Annotated in this window: 19 protein-coding genes; 6 read left to right on the forward strand and 13 right to left on the reverse strand. The window is 71.6% G+C overall.

Going from position 1 to position 19,018, the window contains the following annotated elements; translation table 11 throughout:
- From IPH07_15150 to IPH07_15170, 5 genes are all read right to left on the reverse strand, one after another.
- Nucleotides 1-1,050 (reverse strand): ketoacyl-ACP synthase III, encoded by a 1,050-nt coding sequence (locus IPH07_15150; protein MBK6918728.1) that lies wholly within the window; start codon nucleotides 1,048-1,050, stop codon nucleotides 1-3.
- Nucleotides 1,051-1,084: 34 nt separating this feature from the next.
- Nucleotides 1,085-1,312 carry a hypothetical protein gene (locus tag IPH07_15155; GenBank protein ID MBK6918729.1) on the reverse strand — a complete coding sequence of 76 codons (228 nt, stop codon included), beginning with the start codon at nucleotides 1,310-1,312 and terminating at the stop codon, nucleotides 1,085-1,087.
- Between the two features lie 122 nt (nucleotides 1,313-1,434).
- Nucleotides 1,435-3,297 (reverse strand): hypothetical protein, encoded by a 1,863-nt coding sequence (locus IPH07_15160; GenBank protein MBK6918730.1) that lies wholly within the window; start codon nucleotides 3,295-3,297, stop codon nucleotides 1,435-1,437.
- Nucleotides 3,298-3,320: 23 nt separating this feature from the next.
- Nucleotides 3,321-4,529: an OmpA family protein gene (locus IPH07_15165; GenBank protein MBK6918731.1), complete on the reverse strand. Its 1,209-nt coding sequence runs from the start codon at nucleotides 4,527-4,529 to the stop codon at nucleotides 3,321-3,323.
- Nucleotides 4,526-4,999 carry a DUF4398 domain-containing protein gene (locus IPH07_15170; protein ID MBK6918732.1) on the reverse strand — a complete coding sequence of 158 codons (474 nt, stop codon included), beginning with the start codon at nucleotides 4,997-4,999 and terminating at the stop codon, nucleotides 4,526-4,528. Before IPH07_15170 ends, IPH07_15165 begins: the two co-directional genes overlap by 4 nt.
- Nucleotides 5,000-5,238: 239 nt before the next feature.
- Between IPH07_15170 and IPH07_15175 the strand changes: the two genes are divergently transcribed.
- A complete protein-coding gene (locus tag IPH07_15175) occupies nucleotides 5,239-6,135 on the forward strand; it encodes an Ig-like domain-containing protein (protein MBK6918733.1) in 897 nt (298 codons plus the stop codon).
- Between the two features lie 20 nt (nucleotides 6,136-6,155).
- Here the strand turns inward: IPH07_15175 and IPH07_15180 are convergent, their stop codons facing one another.
- A complete protein-coding gene (locus IPH07_15180) occupies nucleotides 6,156-6,521 on the reverse strand; it encodes a hypothetical protein (GenBank protein ID MBK6918734.1) in 366 nt (121 codons plus the stop codon).
- 19 nt (nucleotides 6,522-6,540) lie between these two features.
- The gene (locus IPH07_15185; protein MBK6918735.1) at nucleotides 6,541-8,613 is read right to left on the reverse strand and encodes a DUF2723 domain-containing protein; all 2,073 of its coding nucleotides are present in this window, start codon (nucleotides 8,611-8,613) and stop codon (nucleotides 6,541-6,543) included.
- Nucleotides 8,614-8,707: 94 nt separating this feature from the next.
- On the opposite strand from IPH07_15185, the gene IPH07_15190 reads away from it, so the two are divergent.
- Entirely contained in the window at nucleotides 8,708-9,760 is a 1,053-nt protein-coding gene (locus tag IPH07_15190) for a bifunctional riboflavin kinase/FMN adenylyltransferase (GenBank protein MBK6918736.1), read from the forward strand.
- Nucleotides 9,757-10,215, forward strand: coding sequence for a hypothetical protein (locus IPH07_15195; GenBank protein MBK6918737.1), 459 nt, complete (start codon nucleotides 9,757-9,759; stop codon nucleotides 10,213-10,215). Before IPH07_15190 ends, IPH07_15195 begins: the two co-directional genes overlap by 4 nt.
- A 55-nt stretch (nucleotides 10,216-10,270) precedes the next feature.
- Here the strand turns inward: IPH07_15195 and IPH07_15200 are convergent, their stop codons facing one another.
- From IPH07_15200 to IPH07_15215, 4 genes are all read right to left on the reverse strand, one after another.
- Nucleotides 10,271-11,236: a hypothetical protein gene (locus IPH07_15200; protein MBK6918738.1), complete on the reverse strand. Its 966-nt coding sequence runs from the start codon at nucleotides 11,234-11,236 to the stop codon at nucleotides 10,271-10,273.
- Between the two features lie 171 nt (nucleotides 11,237-11,407).
- The gene (locus IPH07_15205; GenBank protein MBK6918739.1) at nucleotides 11,408-12,766 is read right to left on the reverse strand and encodes a TolC family protein; all 1,359 of its coding nucleotides are present in this window, start codon (nucleotides 12,764-12,766) and stop codon (nucleotides 11,408-11,410) included.
- Entirely contained in the window at nucleotides 12,763-13,008 is a 246-nt protein-coding gene (locus IPH07_15210; GenBank protein ID MBK6918740.1) for a hypothetical protein, read from the reverse strand. The genes IPH07_15205 and IPH07_15210 overlap by 4 nt, the downstream gene beginning before the upstream one ends.
- On the reverse strand, nucleotides 13,001-14,350 hold the full coding sequence (locus tag IPH07_15215) for a copper oxidase (protein MBK6918741.1): 1,350 nt from the start codon (nucleotides 14,348-14,350) through the stop codon (nucleotides 13,001-13,003). Before IPH07_15215 ends, IPH07_15210 begins: the two co-directional genes overlap by 8 nt.
- Before the next feature lie 65 nt (nucleotides 14,351-14,415).
- Between IPH07_15215 and IPH07_15220 the strand changes: the two genes are divergently transcribed.
- Together IPH07_15220 and IPH07_15225 are read left to right on the forward strand one after the other, a co-directional pair.
- Entirely contained in the window at nucleotides 14,416-15,309 is an 894-nt protein-coding gene (locus IPH07_15220) for a 4-hydroxy-tetrahydrodipicolinate synthase (protein MBK6918742.1), read from the forward strand.
- On the forward strand, nucleotides 15,306-16,121 hold the full coding sequence (locus tag IPH07_15225; protein ID MBK6918743.1) for a 4-hydroxy-tetrahydrodipicolinate reductase: 816 nt from the start codon (nucleotides 15,306-15,308) through the stop codon (nucleotides 16,119-16,121). Before IPH07_15220 ends, IPH07_15225 begins: the two co-directional genes overlap by 4 nt.
- Nucleotides 16,122-16,145: 24 nt before the next feature.
- On the opposite strand, the gene IPH07_15230 is transcribed toward IPH07_15225, so the two are convergent.
- Both IPH07_15230 and IPH07_15235 read right to left on the reverse strand, forming a co-directional pair.
- Nucleotides 16,146-16,712, reverse strand: a complete 567-nt coding sequence (locus IPH07_15230; protein ID MBK6918744.1) for a hypothetical protein — start codon at nucleotides 16,710-16,712, stop codon at nucleotides 16,146-16,148.
- 83 nt (nucleotides 16,713-16,795) lie between these two features.
- Nucleotides 16,796-18,040 (reverse strand): aminotransferase class I/II-fold pyridoxal phosphate-dependent enzyme, encoded by a 1,245-nt coding sequence (locus tag IPH07_15235; GenBank protein ID MBK6918745.1) that lies wholly within the window; start codon nucleotides 18,038-18,040, stop codon nucleotides 16,796-16,798.
- Between the two features lie 215 nt (nucleotides 18,041-18,255).
- Here IPH07_15235 and IPH07_15240 point away from each other — a divergent pair, with 215 nt between their 5' ends.
- Nucleotides 18,256-19,011, forward strand: coding sequence for a hypothetical protein (locus IPH07_15240; GenBank protein ID MBK6918746.1), 756 nt, complete (start codon nucleotides 18,256-18,258; stop codon nucleotides 19,009-19,011).
- Nucleotides 19,012-19,018: the final 7 nt, after the last annotated feature.

A 19,018-nucleotide genomic window follows, 5' to 3' on the forward strand; every position in this document is an offset into this window, starting at 1 on the left:
TCATACCTCGACCAGCGGCACGGTGATGATGCTGTCGGTCTCGAGCGCGACGCCCGACCACGACAGGCCCACGCCGAAGCCCAGCAGCACCCACTTGGTGGGTCTGTCGAGGTGCTCGCCGCCGCGCACGACCATGGTCAGCGGGATCGAGGCGCTCGAGGTGTTGCCGAACTCCTCGATCGACAGCGGCACCTTCTCGGCCGGCACCTTCATGCGCGTGCGCAGGAAGTTGAGCATGAACTTGTTGGCCTGGTGGAACACGAACTGGTCGACCTCGTCGCGCGTCCACTCGGCCGCCGCCAACACCTCGTCGAGCAGCGGCGGGACCTGCTTCATCGCGAAGGTCAGGATCTGCGGGCCCTTCAGCGTGAGGTCGATGGGCCGCCGGATCTCGTCTTCTTCTTGCCGGCGCTCGAACAGCGACGGCTGGATGAAGCAGCGCGCACCACCACCCTGCACGATGATCTGCTGGAAGCCACTGCCGTCGGCGCCGAACCTCGCGGCCTTGAGCTGCTTGCCCTCGTTGGACAGGGCCACCGCGGTGCCGGCGTCGCCGATGAGCAGCGCGTTGGCGAGGTCGGAGCGGTGCTCGAGGTCGGCCGCACGGGGCTTGAACGCGCCGGTGACGACCTCGCCGCACAGCAGCAGCGCGCGCTTCACCACCCCCGAAGCGATGAGGCCGTCGAGCACGAGCAGGCCGTGGGTGAAGCCCGAGCAGCCGAGGTTGATGTCGAACACCAGGCAGCGCGGCGACAGACCCAGCTGCTCATGGGCGCGGTGCGAGCTGGCCGGCAGATAGTGATCCGGCAGCATCGTCACCAAGATGACGGCGTCGACGCTGTCGCGCGCCCACCCCAGCCGCTCGAGCAGCGGGCCGGCGGCGGCAATGCACAGGTCGGTCGCGGTGGTGCCCGGGGCCGCCTCGCGCTTCTGCAGTACGCCGGTGTTGCCGACGATGCGATCGACATCGAACTGGGGGAACTTCTCGTACGCGAAGCTCGGCTTCACGATCGTCTTCGGCACCGCGGCCGCTGCGCCCACCAACTTCATGGCTCGTGACTCCCCGTCTGGCGCCCGGCGGGCGTCAGGCGATCTTTCCACCGGCGAGGTCGATGAGGTCCTGCACGGTCTTGCAGTCGCGGATCTTGTCCTCTTCGACCTTGATGCCGTTCTCGTCGTAGACCACGAGCAGGTTGATCACGGCGGTCGAGTCCCAACACTGGAACCCCGCCAGCTCCGTGCCCGCCTGCAGCTCGTCGGGCTTCGCCTCGATCACACCCGCCAACGCCGTGATGAAATCCGCCTTCGTCATCGGTCGCCACGGTACATCGAACCCGCAGTGCAGACAACACGATGTACAGGCAGCGACCGCGCCGCGCGGGGTCGCGCCGCGACCCACCGCCTGCTCGCGCGGCCGCGCGCTGCCAGGACCGATCAGAAGGTGATGACCGGACCGAGCGTCAGGTCGAACAACAGGCTCGCGGTCGACGGGAACCATCCGCCCACGTCGAGCTCGGCGAACAACGCGAAGTTCTTCACGATCTGATAGTTGAAGCCGACCAGGCCGCCGACGAAGCCGGGCCCGATCTTCACGGTGTCGATGCGGGTGTCGGTCGACGGCGTGTTCGCGGCGACGCTGCCCGCGAGCATGCGGTCGCTCTCGTTGGTCGCATTGCAACCATCCGCGTACGGCCACACGGCCGTGCAGTTGGCGACGTCGACCTGCCCGGTCGCCGGATCAGCCGGCCCCGAGTACGCGATGTCGATCGCATCCGGCACGCTGTTGCCGTTGCGGTCGTTCGAGAAGCCCATGTTCACCCGCAGGCGCGAGGTGCCGTAGCCCGCGAACGCGCCGGCGAACACCCGGAACTTCTTGTCCTCTTGCCCGAAGAAGTACTTGAACTTGAGGCCGATCGCCCATGTGAACGGCGGCTTGCGTCGGAACCCGGGCGGGTTGGCCGAGCGCACCTCGTTGACGAACGAGTCGGTGGCCTGCTTGCCCGGATCCTCGGTGAAGACCTTGCTACCGGAGACCACCTGCAGCCGCGTGAACAGCGACAGCACGATGCGCTTGGAAACCCGCACCCCGATCTCGGGCGCGATGTGGAACGGCGCGCTCGCGAGGCCGGTCGTCACTGGGTGGCGGCGCCCGCAGTAGTTGGGGTCGTAGGCGGCCGTGAGCGCGGCGGTGTCGGTGCCCCCCGGAATCGCGCCGGGCAGCGTCGAGATCTGCTGGAGGTGCTGCGAGAAGGTCACCTGATCGCCGGCCAGCGGGCCCTTGGCAGCGAACCAGCGCTCGATCGCGCAGGCCTGCTCGCGGGTCTGATAGCTCTGACTGCCGGGGCCGGGCGTGAACTGCTGGTAGGTCAGCTCGGCCACGCCGCGCGCGATGCCGAAGCCGGTGCCGAGGCCGATGTTGATGAAGACCCGCGGCAGCTTGCTCTTGCCGCCGGGCTTGCGAGGCTTGCGGGGCTTGCTGCCACCCTCGTCGCCGGTGCCGTTGCCGCCCGCTCCGCCGCCGTCGCCGGTGCCACCGCCACCGTCCCCGGTACCGCCGCCACCGGCCTCACCGGTCGGCTCGAGCGTGAGCGGGTGGTCCTTGTCACCGCGGTTGGCGAGCTGCGCGTTGCGGGCGTCGAAGGCGTAGAAGAAGTACTGGATCGCCGCGTCGCCGTGCTCGGCGGCCGCGACCGTCGCGGTCCCCGAGTTGCCGAAGACCTCCATCGACACGCCGGTGAACTCGGCGTCGCTGTCGGCCTTGCGCCAATACAGCACCATCTGGGCGCCATCGGGCAGCGCGACGTTGGCGAGCGCGGAGAACTCGACATCGGCGCCGCGCTGGAAGGTGGGCGGCGTGTGGACGATGCCGTCGTTGCTGGGGCGCTGGACGCTGCGTCGCGCCTCCTCGAGCAACTTCTGCAGCTCGGGCGAGCGCAGCTCGATCGGCAGCGTGACGTTGTAGTCGCACGCCACCGCTTGCTTGAACGCCGCCAGGCTCTGCGCCTTGTTGCCGGTGTTCGAGAAGATGATGCCGCCGCGCAGCACGTGGATCGGCCCCAGCGAAGGGTCGCCCGCGAGCCCCGCGCCCTCGGCCCGCGTGACGGCGGCGTCGAGGGTCGCCAGTGCGGTCTCCAGCTCGAGGTTGTTGAACTGGTCCTTCGAAGCGGCGTAGGCGGTCCGCACGTCGTCGCGCGGACCAGCGGCCTCGGCGTCGCCGCCGGCGAGCCACAGCCACGCGGGCAGCAGCCATGCGAGGCGGTTGCGCCAGCGTCCCGGTCGTCGGTGTGTGTCGGCCACGGCGGTGCTCTGGAGTGGGGCGGTCACGGGTTGCGCTTGCAGTTCGCGTTGGAGACGTTGAACTCCACGCGGCGGTTGCGTGCACGACCGTCGTTGGTCTTGTTGCTGTCGATGGGCTTCTCTTCACCGAAGCCGACCGGCTCGACGCGGTTCGACTTCACGCCCTTCTTGACGAGGTAGTCGACCACCGCGTTGGCGCGGTTCTGCGACAGCTTCTTGTTGTACTTGTCCGAGCCCTTGCTGTCGGTGTGGCCCTCGACGCGGAAGTGCAGCTCCTCGGGCACCTGGTTCATCACGGTGGCGACGTCGTCGAGCAGCTCGAAGCTGCGCGGGTCGATGTCCCACTTGTTGAACTTGAAGAAGACCTTCTCGCTGATCTTGACCGAGCAGCCGTCGAACTCGGCCTTGAGGTCGGGGCAGCCGTCGTCGTCCTGGTCGCCGTCGTAGTCCTCGGGCTTGTCGGGACACTGGTCCTTGCCCTTGCACTCGCCCTCGTACTTCGACTGCAGGCCGCGCTCGCCGACCCACGGGTCGCACAGCTTGTCCTTGTCGTTGTCGGCCTCGGGGCAGCCGTCGTCGTCCTGGAAGTTGTCGAAGTCCTCCGGGTCGTTCTTGCACTGATCCGGGTCGTCGAGGATGCCGTCCTTGTCGTTGTCGGGCTCGGGGCAGCCGTCCTCGTCCTCGAAGCCGTCGTAGTCCTCGGGCTCGTTGCGGCAGTCGCGTTCGTCGAGCTTGTCGAGGTTGACCCACTGGCCGTTCTCGAAGCGCGCGGCGTCCTTGATCTTGTCCTTGTCGTTGTCGTCGTCGGGGCAGCCGTCGTCGTCCTCGAAGCTGTCGAAGTCCTCGGGATCGTCGGGGCAGCGGTCGGCCTCGTCGTCGTAGCCGTCGCCATCACGGTCACCGACCTTGCCGACCGGCGCGTCGCGGCAGCGCTCGGGGTCGGTCAGTCGACGCGCGCGCTCGGTGTTGTACGAGGCGACCTCCGCGTGCTCCTTGCCGCGGAAGTACTCGCCGCGCTCGAGCGCGTCGGTCGCGAACTTGATGTTGGCCTCGGCGATGGCGGTCTCCTTGGGCGCGCAGTTGATGGCCTTGCTGCCGTCGCGGATGACCCGCTGCAGCTGCTCCTGCGTGCCTTCGACCTCGCCGTACAGCTTCTGCCCGATGCAGGCCGGCAGCAGCAACGCCACCACCAGCGCCAGCCGCCGCCCTCGCGCATCGACGGCTGCGCTCACTTGTCACCCCCGCCAGCGGGCTTGGCCTTGCTGTCGACCGAGCCCGCCGCGCTGGCCTTGCCGGCGGCGTTCTTCTCGTCCTGCGTGGCCTTGTCCTCGAGGGTCTCGCGCATCTTGCCCGACTCGCGCCGTGCGGCCTTGCGCTTGGCCTCCTCGGCGAGCTGCTTGGCGCGATCGCCATAGTCGAAGGCGCGGTCGTACTCGCTGTACGCCATCAACACCTTGGACTGCTCGAGGTACGTCACCGCGCCCCAGTACTCGTAGGGCGCGAACTCCTTGGCACCGGCCTTCTCGGCCTGACCGACCGCGCGGCTGGCATCGACCGCGACCTTCTTGAGGTAGCCGAACGGCCCGCAGCCGGCGAGCAGTGCCGCCGCCAACACCATGCCCCGGGAGCGCGCGCGCGCGCCGGCGACCGCGACGCGGCGGTCGACGGGGTCGGCGGCGTGCGGGTTCGTCGGGAAGTGCATGGCGGGCTCCTTGTAGCTCGAAAGAACGGTCGGTTCGCCAGGGCCGTCGAGCGGGTCCACGGTCCTTGCGCCGGGCGGCTGCCTGCGCGGTCGCGTGCGGCGAATTCGCGGCTCGGACGATATCAGGGCCGCGCCTTGGGGGTCAACTTGGGAGTAGGCTGCAGCGAGCGGCGGTGTGCGTGTTCGGCAGGGTGCGGCAAGACGGGGCGCGCGAACTGGCGGGCGAGCTGGCGTCGCACGTGATCGTGCGAGCAGCCGCCGCTGGCATCCCCGCGGCGCTCGTGCTGGGTCTCGCCTGCACCCGCGTATCCGACCACCAGCGCTTCGAGCTCGCCGACGAGCCGCTCACGATCACGGCATCGGTCCCGAGCGGCGGCGCGGTCGATGTGCCGACCACGACCGCGGTGGATCTCTGCTTCTCGAACCTGGTCGATCCGCGCTCCATCCTGGTCACCGACGCGCAGACCAGCTCGGGCCAGTCCGCCTTCGACAGCGAGCTGTCGCTGCAGCTGCTGCCGTGGACCGGCCCCGGCGGCGAAGCGCTGACGCAACCGACCGCGCCGTGGTGCGACGGCAGCGTGCTGTCGGTGGTGCCCAAGGCCGAGCTGTCGCCGAGCCTGCTGTACCGCGTGCGCGTGGTGCCCCGCGCCCGCGGCTGGGGCGGCGAGATCCTCGACACCACCACGCCGGGCTGGGTGGTCGAGGGCGACCGCCGCCGCTACACCGTGGAGTTCACCACCACCGCCACGCCGGCGACGGTCGATCCACCGCCGCCTTCGGTGGGCATCGTCCACTTCGACGAGCTGTTCACCGATGGCCGCGTGTTCGATCCGCGCCGCGCGATCTGCAGCTGCCACCGCGACCCCGACGATCTCGCCTACCGCCTGCTCGACCTCGACGATCGCGACACCGCGTGGGCCCAGCTCGCGCTCGAGACCCGCGCCCGCGACACCGGCTTCCCGATGATCTCGCAGCGCCGCGCCTCGGAGAGCTTCCTCGTGCACAAGCTGCTGCGCGACCACGACGGCGAAGCCCTGCAAGATGTGCTCGGCGATCCGATGCCACCCGACGAGCCGCTGCCGTACGCCGAATATGTCGATGTCGCGACGTGGATCCAAAACGGCGCGCAGCGCTAGCCGCCCGCCACCGCGGGGGACTACTTCGGCCCGGCCTGCTCGTTCTCCATGCTGCGCACCATCTTCAGCATGCTCTCGAGCCGCGCCTTGCGTTCCTTGGCGCGATCGTAGGTGCTGACGAAGTCGGGCTCGTTCAGCCCCAGCTCGGCGGCGCGCTGGTAGTACTCGAGCGCGGCCTCGGTCTGCTTGAGACACGCGGCGACGGTGTCGCCCGAGATCGCGGACGCGCCCTGGGGCAGGCCGGCCCCCTCGGCCGCCTGCAGCTTGCACGGCCCGCGCTCGGCAGCGCCCTCGATCTCGAGCCCGCGCAAGAACACGTCGCGCCGGTTCTCGCCGCAGGCGGCGAGCGACAGCAGGGCGAGGGCGAAGAGCTTGGCGCGCGGCACGATCCCAAGATAGCCCGCGCTAGGGGGGCACGCCAGCGGTGGGCAGCGAGGCCGCAGCCCGGGCCCGCGCCGCTGCTGCGCCTTCGGCATCGCCGCTGGCCTCGAGCAGCTCGGCGCGTCGCAGCCACGGCTCGGGCCGCCACGGCCGCAGTGCGATCGCGCGATCGACCCACGCCAGCGCCTCGTCGATCGCAGCCTGCGGCGCGGCGCCGGCGGGTGCGGGCAGGCGCGCGCGGTACAACGCGAGGTTCAGCAGCGTGACCTGCCGCGACGGATCGCGCTCGTAGGCCCGCAACGTCCACTCGTAGGCGGACGCGACGTCGCCCATGCGATCGAACACGCCGCCGAGGCTGATCATCGCGCCGATGTGATCGGCGTCGACGCGCAGCAGCGACGACTGCAGCGCCGCCGCTGCCTCGCCCAGATCTCCGCCGCCTCGCACCCACGGCCGCACGGCCTCGGCGATCGCGACCGCCAGGCGCCGCCGATCCTCGTCGCACTCGAGCCACGGCGACCACCGTGCGATTGCGGTGTCGGCCTCGTGCGCGATCGATCGCGACGCACGACGGGCGCTCGCCAGGGTCGGATCGACCAGCGATAGCGGCAGCTCGCCGGCATTGGCGACCAGGCGTACGTTCTGGAACACGCCGGCGTGGGCGTGCTCGAGCGCGACCCCGCCGGGCGCCGCCGCGATCGCGGCCTCGATCCGCGCGGCCTCGCCAGCGGCCTGCGTGACCGCCTGCCACACCGGCACGAACGCGGCATCGATGCGATCGGGCGGCCGCTTGCCGAGGTGCTGCCCGGCGTGCGCCATCACGTCCGGACGCGCGCCCTCGACCGCGCGCAGCCACAGCACACCCGCCGAGAGATCGTCGGACTGCGTCAGCAACAGCGTGCCCGGAGGCAGCTGCGACAGCGCACCGCGGGCCCAGGCGTGGGGCGCCCACGAGCGCATGGTTGCGAAATCGTCGAGCGAGCGCAGCGCAGCCGGCAGCGTGAGCACCAGCCACAGCAGCGGCAGCGCGGCCAGCCGCAGGCGCGGTCGCGGCTGCAACCACCGATCGACGCTGACCGCCACCAGCACGATCGCGCACCAGTCGAACACCAACCCGGTCTGACGATCGGCACCGCCCATGGGGTTGATCGCGATCGCGAACGCGGCGCTGCCGAGCAGCCACCACGTGATCGTCGCGAGCGCGCGACGATCGGCCAGACGTGCGGGCCCGACCCAACCCGCGAGCAATGCGAGTGCCGCGAGCACCGGACCCGAAGGGCCGAGATCTTCGCAAGCGCGGGTCCACATCGCGTCGGCGTTCGCGAGCCACAGCGCGGCCGAGCGCGGCAGCATCTCGTCCGCGTAGGCGCCCTGGATCGATCGCGCGAGCACGTGATCGAGCAGGCGCGACAGCGTCTGCGGATCGCCCCAGTCGGCCAACGGCGCCCGCGCGGACGACAGCGGCAGGGTGCACAGACACGCCGACGCCATCGTGACCACCAGTGGTGCCCACGCGCCGTAGGCACGGCCGCGTCGCACCGCCGGGATCCACACCGCCAGCAGCAACGGCGGCAGCAGCATGCGCAGCTCGGCGAAGCCCCAGATCGCCCACGTCGCCACGAAGGTCGCCTGCAGCTTGGGTCCGAGTCGCTCGCCGGGCCGCGCGGGATCGAGGCCGTCCGCGACCACGGTGAGGGCCGCGAGCGCGGGCACGTAGATCTCCACGCCCCGGCCGTGGCGCAGGAACGTGAGGCCACACAGCATCCACACCACCGCACCGATCGTGACGCCGACGTGCACGCCGCGGCGCTGCAGCAGGCGGACCGTCATCGCGACCGCGAGCGCGCCAGCGGCCGCGCTGACCTGGGCCATGCGCCAGCCAATCGGACCGATCGGCACGCTCGCCGCCAGTCGCAGCAACGCGACCAGGCCCGGCATCCCGGGCGGGTGCATCACGCCCAGCTCGGCGCCGGCGGCCCCCAGCTCGCCGGCGTCGAGCCACGCGAACGCGGGCGTGGTCCCCACCGACAGCCACGCGAAGGCGACCGACGCCGCGAGCACGGCTCCATGCCGCGAAGGCCCGTCCGCTGCGTCCACGCCCGCGGCAGTGTACCAGCCACCGCTCGCGCGCGGCCGCCTCGCGCAGCCATCGTGCTACCGTCGCGCCGCGAAGCCGCCCAACGATCCCGCGATGCCCGCCCTCGACATCCGCCGTCAGGCCACGCCGCTGCCCGAAGGCACCGCGGCGTGTCTCGGCGCCTTCGATGGCCTGCACCGCGGCCATCAGGCCCTGCTCGCGCAGGCGCGCGCGCTCGGGGGCCGCGTCGCGCTGGTGACCTTCGAGCCCCACCCGCAGCGCGTGCTGGCGCCCGATCGCGCGCCACCGTTGCTGCTCGGCGCCGCGCAGCGCGAGCGGTTGGCCGCCACGCTCGGTGTCGACACCCTGGTGCTGCTGCCGTTCGACGCCGCGATGGCGCAGATGGACGCACGCACCTTCGTGCGCACGCAGCTGCTCGAGGGCCTGCGACCGGCCGCGGTGATCGTGGGCGCGGACTTCCGCTTCGGCGCGCAACGACTGGGCGACGTCGCGCTGCTGGGCGACGCGCTCGCGGCCGCCGGCGTGACGCTCCACGTGGTGCCGCCGGTGCCGGCTCCGCCCGATGTCGCGGCCGGCCCCGCGACCGAGCACGACAATCCCATCCGCAACAACCAGATTGGCAACCAGATCAGCAACCAGATCAGCAACAAGATCACCACCAAGAAGATCAGCAGCTCGACCATCCGCGACGCGCTCGCGCGCGGCGAGGTCGGCTACGCTGCGCAGCTGCTGGGCCGCCCGCACGCGGTGGTCGGCGAGGTCGTGCACGGGGCCAAGCGCGGTCGCACAATCGGCATCCCCACCGCCAACCTCCGCTGCGGCGACGCATTGCTGCCGCGCCCCGGCATCTATGCCGTCCGCGTATCGGCATGGGATCCCGCGGCGCTGCCCGAGCTCGCAGCGCCGCACGACGCCGTCGCCAGCCTCGGCACCAACCCCACCTTCACCGGCACCGGCGCGCCGCTCGTGCTCGAGGCCCATGTGCTCGACCGCGATCTCGGCGAGCGACTGTACGGCCACATGCTGCAGCTCGAGTTCGTCGCGCGCCTGCGCGACGAGCAGCGCTACACCACGGTCGAGGCCCTGGTCGCGCAGATCCACGACGACATTGCCCACGCGCGACGGGAGCTGGCGCGCACGCCATGAGCGACCACGATCCCCTCGCGACGCCGACGCTGGCGCGGCTGTACATGGGCCAGGGCTACTTCGATCGCGCGCGCGCGGTGCTCGAGGCGTGCCTGTCGCGCGACGCGACCGATGGCCACGCGCTGGCCCTGGTGGCACGGCTGCAGGCCCGGTCCGACGCCGCGCTGACGGTCGTGCTCCACGCCGCGCAACCCGGCACGACGCAGGGCGATCGCGCGAGCGTGTCGTGGACGGCGGTCGGACAGGCGGAGGACTGTCACGTGATCGTGGTCGCGATCACGCAGACCGGCGCGACCGCGGCGACGTGGGTGACCTCGACCCGCGCGCGCACGGCCTTCGGCGGCTGGGAGTGCACGCTGCCGTTCCCGCGGGGGTCGGTGTGCGCGAGCGTCGGCCGCATCGTCGACGGCGACTGGCAACCGCTCGCGGTCGCACGACCGGTGTCGTGGCCTTGAGCCGCTCGCTCGGCAGCGCGGCCGCAACCGCTCGCCGACTGCGTGCGGCCCTTGGCTACTCGCAGTACCCGACCGAGGCCGGGCACGAGTTCACCGGCTCGAGCTCGGTGCACGGGCCACCGTCATCGCAGGGGAACTCGCCGTCGGGGCTGCACAGCTCGACGCATCCGCCTTCGTCCAGCACGGTGAAGCCGTTGGGGCACAGGTTGCCGCCCTCCGACGGCGTGGCGTACTGCGGCTTGCAGGTGTAGAGCCCGGTCGACCACGGCGTCTGGCTGCCGGCCTCGGGGAGGCAGTGCCAACCCGCCGGGCATGCGTCGTCGTCGAGCAGCGGGTTGCAGAGGTAGCCACAGTACGGCGCGTAGCCGGTCTGCTGGCACCACGAGCCCTCGGTGCCGCAGAACTCACCGCAGCGGCAGAACTCGACGCACTCGCCGATCATCGTTTCGTAGTCGACGTTGTTACACCACGAGTTCGCGTCGCAGTCGTCCGCGCCTTCGTAGAAGCCGTCGGCGTACGAACACGGCTGCCCGACCGTCTGCGCGCCGACGATCGGCAGGCAGGTCTCCTCGAGGTTGAACCACGCGTACATCTCGCCCTCGTTGAAGCCGCACTTCGAGCCACCGGGGCAGTCCTGCGTGTAGGCGTTGCACGCGTCGCCGAGGTCGGGGCTCTCGCAGCCCCAGGGGCCGAAATCGCCGGGACACGTCGGCTGCCAGCCGCTGCCCGGCCCGTCGGTCTCCGTACCGCTCGACTCGCCGGTGCCGGTCGAACCGCCGGTGCCGGTCGCACCGCCGGTGCCGGTCGCACCGCCGGTGCCGGTCGGATCGCCGTCGTGGGTGCCGCTGTCGGAAGCCGTGGTGCCCGACCCGGTCGTGGTCGCGGTCGCGCCGGTGCCGGTGCCGGTGGCCGATCCACCGGTGCTCCCGTCGCCGGAGGTGCCCGACTCGGCGAGCGGCGGCGAGACCCCACACGCGATCAGTCCCAGCACCCACCCACTGCAACGAAACATGCTTCGCACGTCGATCTCTGTTGGGCGCCGCGCCCCGGTTCCGTGTCGGGGCGTCCGTGCGCAACCGCGTCGGCGGCGGCGTACGATTCCGTGATCAAGTCGCCGTCTCGCGCGTCGATCGGCGCGCACCGGCCCGCATGCGGCCGCCCGCGGGTCGCGTGGGGCACCGCCCGCCGCAGCTCACTCGAGGCGGCCGCCGACCGCGAGCTCGAGCTCGGCGCGGGCGGCCCAGTAGTCGCGCAGCGCCTCGACGTACCCGTGGCGCGCTTCGACCTGGCCCGAGCGGGTCTCGAGCAGCTCATAGGTGCCGATCAGCATGCCGTTGTACTGCTCGAGCGCACGCTCGACGATGGCCTTGCGTCGCGGCAGCACCTCGGCCGCGAAGTACTCGGCCTTGCGGCGCGCGGTCAGGAGGCGCTCGCGTAGCTCGCGGATCTCCGAGCGCGCCACGATCGCGGCGTGTTGCAGCTGGTGCTGGGACTGTCGCAGGCGCGCCTGCAGCATCGCGAAGTCGGCGTGGCCGGGATCGAAGATGGGGATCTCGATCGCGACGTTGGGCCCGAGCACCCACTCGTGACCGGGGTCGTTGCCGACTTCGTTGCGCGCAGTGACGCCGACCTCGACCTGGGGCACGATCCCGCGGCGGCGCAGCTTCAGCGCCAGCAGCATCGCGTCGACCTCGGCGCGGGCCGAGGAGACGTCGAGCCGATCGCGGACGCCGCGGCCCTCGAGCGTGGCGAGCTCGGCCTCGCCCGACGGCGGGGCCGGCAACTCGGCCGCGAGCCGCCATTGCACGCGATCGCCCCACAGACCCATCAGCCGGTTGCAGTGCTCGCGCGCAACCGTGACCTCGAGCAGCGCGTCGGCGAGCTCGAGCCGCGCGTCGTCGAGCGCAGCCGCGAAGCGCTCGCGATCGAGATCGGGCAGGTTGCCCGCCTCGCTCTGCGCCTGCGCGAGGTCGTTGGCGAGCTCGGCGGCCTGTACGAGCTCGCGGTGCAGCGTCGCGCTGGCCTCGGCCGCCTGCACGTCGGCGAACGCCACCCGCACGTCGCGCACGAGCGCCAGCGTGCCCTGCCCCACCGTCATCACCGCGTGGCGCAGCTTGGCCTTCGCGAGCCGCCGCTTGGCGGGGATGAGGAACGCCGACAACAGGCTGGTCGAGAGCGCCAAGCCGCCGCCGAGCCCGTTGCCGCGGGTCGAGTTCACGAGATCGGCCGAGAGCATCGGATTCTCGAGCAGGCCGGCCTCGACCAGCTCGGCCTGGGCCACGCCGAGCTGCTCGAGCGAGGCCTGCAGCGAGGCATTGCCGAGCAGCGCGACCCGCAGCGCGCCGTCGACCGTCAGCGGCTCGCGGAGGATCTCATCGATGCGGCGCTGCACGCTGGCGCGGGCCTCGGCGTCCTGCTTGGGCGTGATGCCCTCGTCGATGCCGGTACGCGCGGCCACCAGGTCGCCGACCTCGCGGCGCACTCGCTCGGGCTTGGTGCTCGCACACGCCAGCACGCACGCGATCGTGAGCAAGCCGCCGCGGCGCATCACGGCGGCACCTTCGGCGTCGACTTGGGCTTGCCGTGGCCGTGGTGGTGGGCGTGGGGATCGTCGAGGCGCTCGCCCGCGAACGCGGAGGCGTGCAGCGGATCCGGCGTCGCCGTCCACTTCGGGATCGCAGCTTCGGCCGCCGCCGCGTCGCGCTCGGGCGGCGCCGGGGGCAGGCCCGCGCGACAACCGGTGGCCAGCACGAGGGCGCACGCCCACGACCGCGGCCGTGACCGCTCAGACATCGATGCCATCGCGCGCCAGCTCCTCGGGCTTCGCCACCGTCGCCATGGTGCCCGGCGGCATCGCGTACCAGCCTGGGTCACCCTCGCCCTCGAGGCGGTCACGAACCTTGAGGATGGTGAACATGCCGCCCATCGTGATGACGTCGTGGGGGCCCTTGCCGCCGAGCATGGGGATGCTGTTGTCGGGCACCTTCATGCCCATCGCTTCCATGTCGGCCATCTCGCCCATGCCGTGCTCGCCCATCGGCATGTAGCCCTCGACCACGCGGTTGCCCTTGGCGGCGATCGCCTTGGTCTTCACGCCGATCATGTTGGGCAGGCCGTGGCCCATCTGGTTCATGACGTGGTGCGTCATGTGGCAGTGCATGGCCCAATCGCCGGGCGCGTCGGCGACGAACTCGATGTCGCGGGTGCTGCCGGTCGGCACCAGCACGGTGGTCTCGGGCCACTGCGCGCTCGCGGGCAGCCGCCCGCCGTCGGTCGCGACGACCTTGAAGTAGTAACCGTGCAGGTGGATCGGGTGGTGATCCATCGCGCTCAGGTTGCCGATCCGGATGCGCACGCGATCGCCGGTCTGGCACACCAGCGGCGCCGTGGCCGGGTACGCATGGGCGTTCATCGTCAGCAGGTTGAAGTCCGACATCTCGTTGGGGTCGGGCCGCTTCGCACCCGGCGCGATCTTCCACTCGCTCAGCATCAGCACGAAGTCGCGATCGACCTCGTAGCCGGCCGGCGGACGGCGCGGGTGCACGATGATCATGCCCATCATGCCCATCGCCATCTGCGTCATTTCGTCGTGGTGCGAGTGGTACATGAACGTGCCATGCTGGCGGAAGGTCCACTCGTAGCGGAAGGTCTCGCCCGGCGCGATCGTGCGCTGCGTGAGGCCGCCGACCCCATCCATGCCGCACGGCAGGTAGATGCCGTGCCAGTGGACGGTGGTCGGTGCGCCGAGTCGATTGGTCACGTACACGCGCACGCGATCGCCCTCGACGGCCTCGATCGTGGGACCGTGCACGCGGCCGTTGTAGCCCCAACAGCGCGCCTTCAACGTCGGCGTGAACGCGTGCTCGACCTCTTCGGCGATGAGATGAAACACCTTCACGCCGTCCTTCACGACGAACGGCAGCGTCGCGCCGCCCGGCGTGGTGGTGGGACGATAGTCGGCGCCCGGCTGGGCCGGCGGCTCGACGCCGCGCGCGGGTGGCCCGCTGTAGTGCTTCGCCCAGCGATGATCGGCGGGGGCCGCCTGCGTCGTGGACGCGCCGACCAACGCGGCCGTGCCGGTCGCAGCCGCGCCGGCGAACAGCGCACGCCTGCGGGAGAGCGAGAGTCGGGTCATGGTGTCGGCCGGGAGCGTAGCAGGCTAGCGCGCGCGTCGGGGAACCGCGATATCATCACGCCCCGATGTTCCGCGGCGCACTGACTGCACTCGTGACCCCGTTTCGCGACGGGCGCGTCGACGACGACGCGCTCGTTCGCCTGGTCGAAGCCCAGATCCAAGGTGGCATCGATGGCCTGGTGCCCTGCGGCACCACCGGCGAGTCGCCGTGCCTGTCGTACGCCGAACACATCCACGTCATCGAGGTCGTGATGCGCGCGGCCGCCGGCCGCGTGCCGGTGCTCGCCGGCGCGGGCTCGAACTGCACCCGCGAAGCCATCGAGCTCTCGCGCGCGTGCAAGGAGCTCGGCGTCGCCGGTACGCTGCAGATCACGCCCTACTACAACAAGCCCACCCAGGAGGGCTTGATCGCGCACTTCACCCAGATCGCCGATGCGGTGGGGCTGCCGGTCGTCCTCTACAACGTGCCCGGCCGCACCGGCGTCGACCTGCTGCCCGAGACGCTGGCGACCCTGTGCAAGCACCCGCTGGTGGTCGGCGTGAAGGAGGCCACCGGCGACATGATCCGCGCCAGCCGCGTGCGCGAGCTGTGCGGGCCCGACTTCATCCTGCTCTCGGGCGACGACTTCACCCTGCTGCCGCTGCTCGCGGTGGGCGGCGACGGTGTCATCTCGGTGGGCTCCAACGTCGTGCCCGACAAGTTCGCCGCAATGTGCCGCGCCGCCAAGGCCGGCCGCTGGGACGAGGCCCGCGCGATCCACTACGACCTGCTGCCGCTGTCGCGGGCGCTGTTCTCGGTGTCGAGCCCGATTCCGGTCAAGCACGCGATGGCCATGCTCGGCCGCATCGGCCCCGAGATGCGCGCGCCGCTGGTCGCCCTGGGCGACGACCGCCCGGAGCTGGCGCTACTGCGCCGCGAGCTCGCGGCGCTGGGACTGCAAGGAGAGCTGCAACGATGACCGACCGCATGATTTCCGTCGTGATCGTGGGCGCCCGTGGGCGCATGGGCCTGGCGCTGCTGCGCGCGGTGATGGAGAGCGACGACATGACCATGGTCGGCGCCGTCGATCGCTCCGACAGCCCGGGCATGGGCCACGACGTCGGTCGACTGATCGGCGTGCCCGACTACGGCGTCGAGCTGACCGACGAGCTGGCGCCGCCGCGCGGCAGCATCGTGGTCGACTTCTCGCTGCCGGCGGCGACCGACGGCAACGTGCAGCGCTGCGTCGAGCTGGGCGTGCCGCTGGTGCTCGGCACCACCGGCATCACCGCCGAGACCCGCGAGCTGCTCAAGCGCGCCGGCAAGCAGATCCCGATCGTCAGCGCCGCCAACTTCTCGGTCGGGATCACGCTGCTCGATCAGCTGGCGCGCCTGGCCGCGAAGGCGCTCGGCCCGGAGTTCGACACCGAGATCGTCGAGCTCCACCACCGTCACAAGCGCGACGCGCCCTCGGGCACCGCGCTGCGCCTGGGCAAGTCGATCGCCGACGCGACCAGCCGTGACTTCGAGCAGGTCGCGGTGCGCTCGCGCGACACCACCGAGACCCAGCGAACCACCGAGGAGATCGGGCTGTCGGCGATGCGCGGAGGCGACTGCGCCGGCGAGCACACCGTGATGTTCCTCGGCGCGGGCGAGCGCCTCGAGCTGATCCACCGCGCGACCGACCGGGCCATCTTCGCCCGCGGCGCGCTGCGGGCAGCGCGATGGCTGGCCGACCGTGGGCCCGGCCTCTACGACATGCGCGACGTGCTGGGTCTGCCGCGGATCTAGCAGACGGGCGCGCCGCGCGAGAGGTCAGCACACGCCGACGCAGTTGGCGAGGTAGCAGTCGAACACCGGGCCGATGAGCGGCGGCGCGTCGGTCTCGACGCACGCGGGATTCAAGGTGGTGACCAGGCAGGTGGCGACGTCTTCGCACGCGGCGTCGTCGAGGCACGCTGCGATCTGGTCGCAACACAGCACCTCGACGCAGGCGCACACGCCCTGCGAGATGCCGGTGCAGTCGAGCGGCACGGCGCCGTCGCTCGACGAGCCCGCGCCGCTGCTCTCGGCTGGGCCGCCCGAGCTGCCCGTGTCGGCCCCCGTGCTGGCCGCACTGCCGCTGCCGTCGTCGGGCCCCGTGGCGCCAGTGCTGTCGGCCGCCCCGCTCGCGCCCGATGACGACGCACCTCCGCCCATCGACGCCGACGCGCCGGTGTCCTGCGTGGTGGTGCCGACGCTAGCGCCCGTGGCCGCGCCACCGCTGTCGCCACCCATGCCGCTCGAGCCACCGAGCGACGCACCGGAGGCGGCCTCGAGCGGCGAGCCGGTGCACGCGACCACGAGCACGCACGCCCCCGAGCCCCACGCGAACCACCGCATGTCGGCATGTTGGTCATGGGCCCGAGCGCGGCGCAAGCCGGCCCACGAGCCGGCGGCGCAGGGCCAGCCGGCGCCCGGTCGCCTCAGGTGAGCGCTGCGAGTGCGGCCGCGACGCGGGGCATGGCCGCGCGCACCTCGGCCTCGCTCACCGCGCCGACGCTGCAGCGGAACCACCCGCTGTCGGCCTTCACGCCGAAGGCCTGGAAGGGCACCACCGCGAAGCCTGCGGCCTCGAGCAGGTACGCGCGCACGTCCTCGTTGGTGCGCAGCGTGGTGCCGGCCGGCGTGCGCTTGCCGAACGGCGCGATGCGGACGGTGAGGTAGATGGCGCCCATCGGCGGCAGCGACTCCACCGCGTGGCCGCTGCCGCGCATGGCCTCGAAGCCCTCGTGCAGCGCCGACAGCCGCGCGTTGACGGCCGGGCGGAAGGTCGAGAGGTAGGCGCGGTACGCCGCGGGCTCGTCGAGCAGGCCCACGGTCGCGACCTGCTCGGCACGCGGTGCCCAGGCGCCGACGTGGCCGAGCAGCGCAGACATCCGCTCCATGACGTCGGCCGGCCCCGCGGCCCAGCCCACGCGCAGGCCCGTGGCGGCGAAGGCCTTGCTGATGCCGTCGATGAGGATCGTGTAGGGCGCGACCTCGGGCACCAGCTTCGGCGGCGTCACGTGCTCGACGCCGTCGACGCACAGCATCCAGTAGATGTGATCGTACATCAGGAACAGCGGTCGCTCGCCGCTGCGCTCGCGCTGGCGGTTCTCCTCGACCACCGCCTCGCAGATGCCGCGCAGGGCATCGCCCGTGATCGCGGTGCCGGTGGGGTTGAGCGGCGAGTTGATGCACAGCAGCCGCGCGCCGGGCAGCGCCTTCACCAGCGCGTCGCGGGTCGGCAAGAAGCGCGACTCGGGCCCGCAGTCGATCTGCACCTCGCGCGCGCCGACCATGTGGCAGTAGTGGTTGTTGTTCCAGCTCGGCACCGGATAGACCACGGTGTCGCCGGGATCGACGACCGCGCGGTAGGTGCCGTAGATGAGCGGCCGCGCGCCGCCGGCGATGAGGATCGACGACGCCGGGTAGTCGAGCCCGAGCTCGCGCGCGTAGAAGCGGGCGACCGCCTCGCGGAGCTCCTGCACCCCCGACGACGGCGGGTAGTTGGTCTCGCCGTTGGCGAGCGCCGTCAACACGCCGTCGCGCAGGCCCGCCGGAATCGGGAACTCGCTGGGCGCGAAGTCGCCGACGGTGAGGTTGCAGATCGACTGTCCTTCGCGCTGACGTGTGCGGATCTCGGCGGCGATCTTGAGGATCTCGGAGCCGATGAGCCCCGCAGCCATGGTCGCGATGCGCGGGCCGCCGGCAGCGGTGGAGGTGGCGGAGGAATTCGCGGTCGGCTGCTGGCTCGCCATGGCGCGCGGGAGCATGCCACGGGCCACGCGGGCGTGTCATCGCGGCCGCGCGGGCTCGCCTGCGCGCCGGGCTGGCCGCGAAGGGCCGCGACCACCGCCCCATCGCCACGTGCAGTCCGAGGTGTCCCGGCTATCATGGTGCGGTGAGCGTCGTGCGGCGCGCCCCGCTGATGGTCACGCTCGCGTGCGCGGGCGCGTGTCACGACGTCGTCATCGGGACCTTCGTCGCCGGCGACGGCACCGCGTCGTCGGGTCGCGTCGACGACAGCACCGGCCCCGTCGCGGGCAGCAGCGACGACACCGGTGGTTGGCCGGGTGGCTGCATCGAGCTCGACTTCGCGAGCGCACCGCTCGACGAGCACGCGTGGATCACGTGGGCCGATGCCGATGCCGCGCTCGCGATCGCCGACGGCGCCTTCATGATGACGCCGCCCCACGCCGCCGAGCTCGGCTGCGGGCTGGTGCTCAACAACCAGCTCGCGCTGCCGTTCGACGGCGCGCGCGCGCAGGTCGAGCTGGTGGTGCCGCCCGATCCCCTCAGCGACTCGGAGTTCTTCCTGCAGGTCACACAGCACGTGCCGCTGACCCAAGCGGCGATCTCCATCGGCCTGCTGCACGGCCAGGTGCGGGTGCTGACCGTGCCCGACGAGGGCGGACCGGTGGTGCCGGAGCTGGTCGCCGACGCGACGCCGCGCTGGCTCGGCCTGCGCACCGCCGCCGGCGTGGTGCACTTCGAGATCTCGGACGACGGCATGACGTGGACCGAGGTCGCCAGCGCACCGCAGCCGAGCACGTTCGTCGGCGCGACGCCGCTGGTGATGGTGTGGAACAACCCGGGCGCCGGCGTGGCCACACCGCAGGCGGTCGTGGTCGATCACTTCTCCGTCTGTGACGGCTGACGACGGC

This window comes from Deltaproteobacteria bacterium (genome assembly GCA_016709225.1).
Classification (GTDB): domain Bacteria; phylum Myxococcota_A; class Polyangia; order Nannocystales; family Nannocystaceae; genus Xiheibacterium; species Xiheibacterium phototrophicum.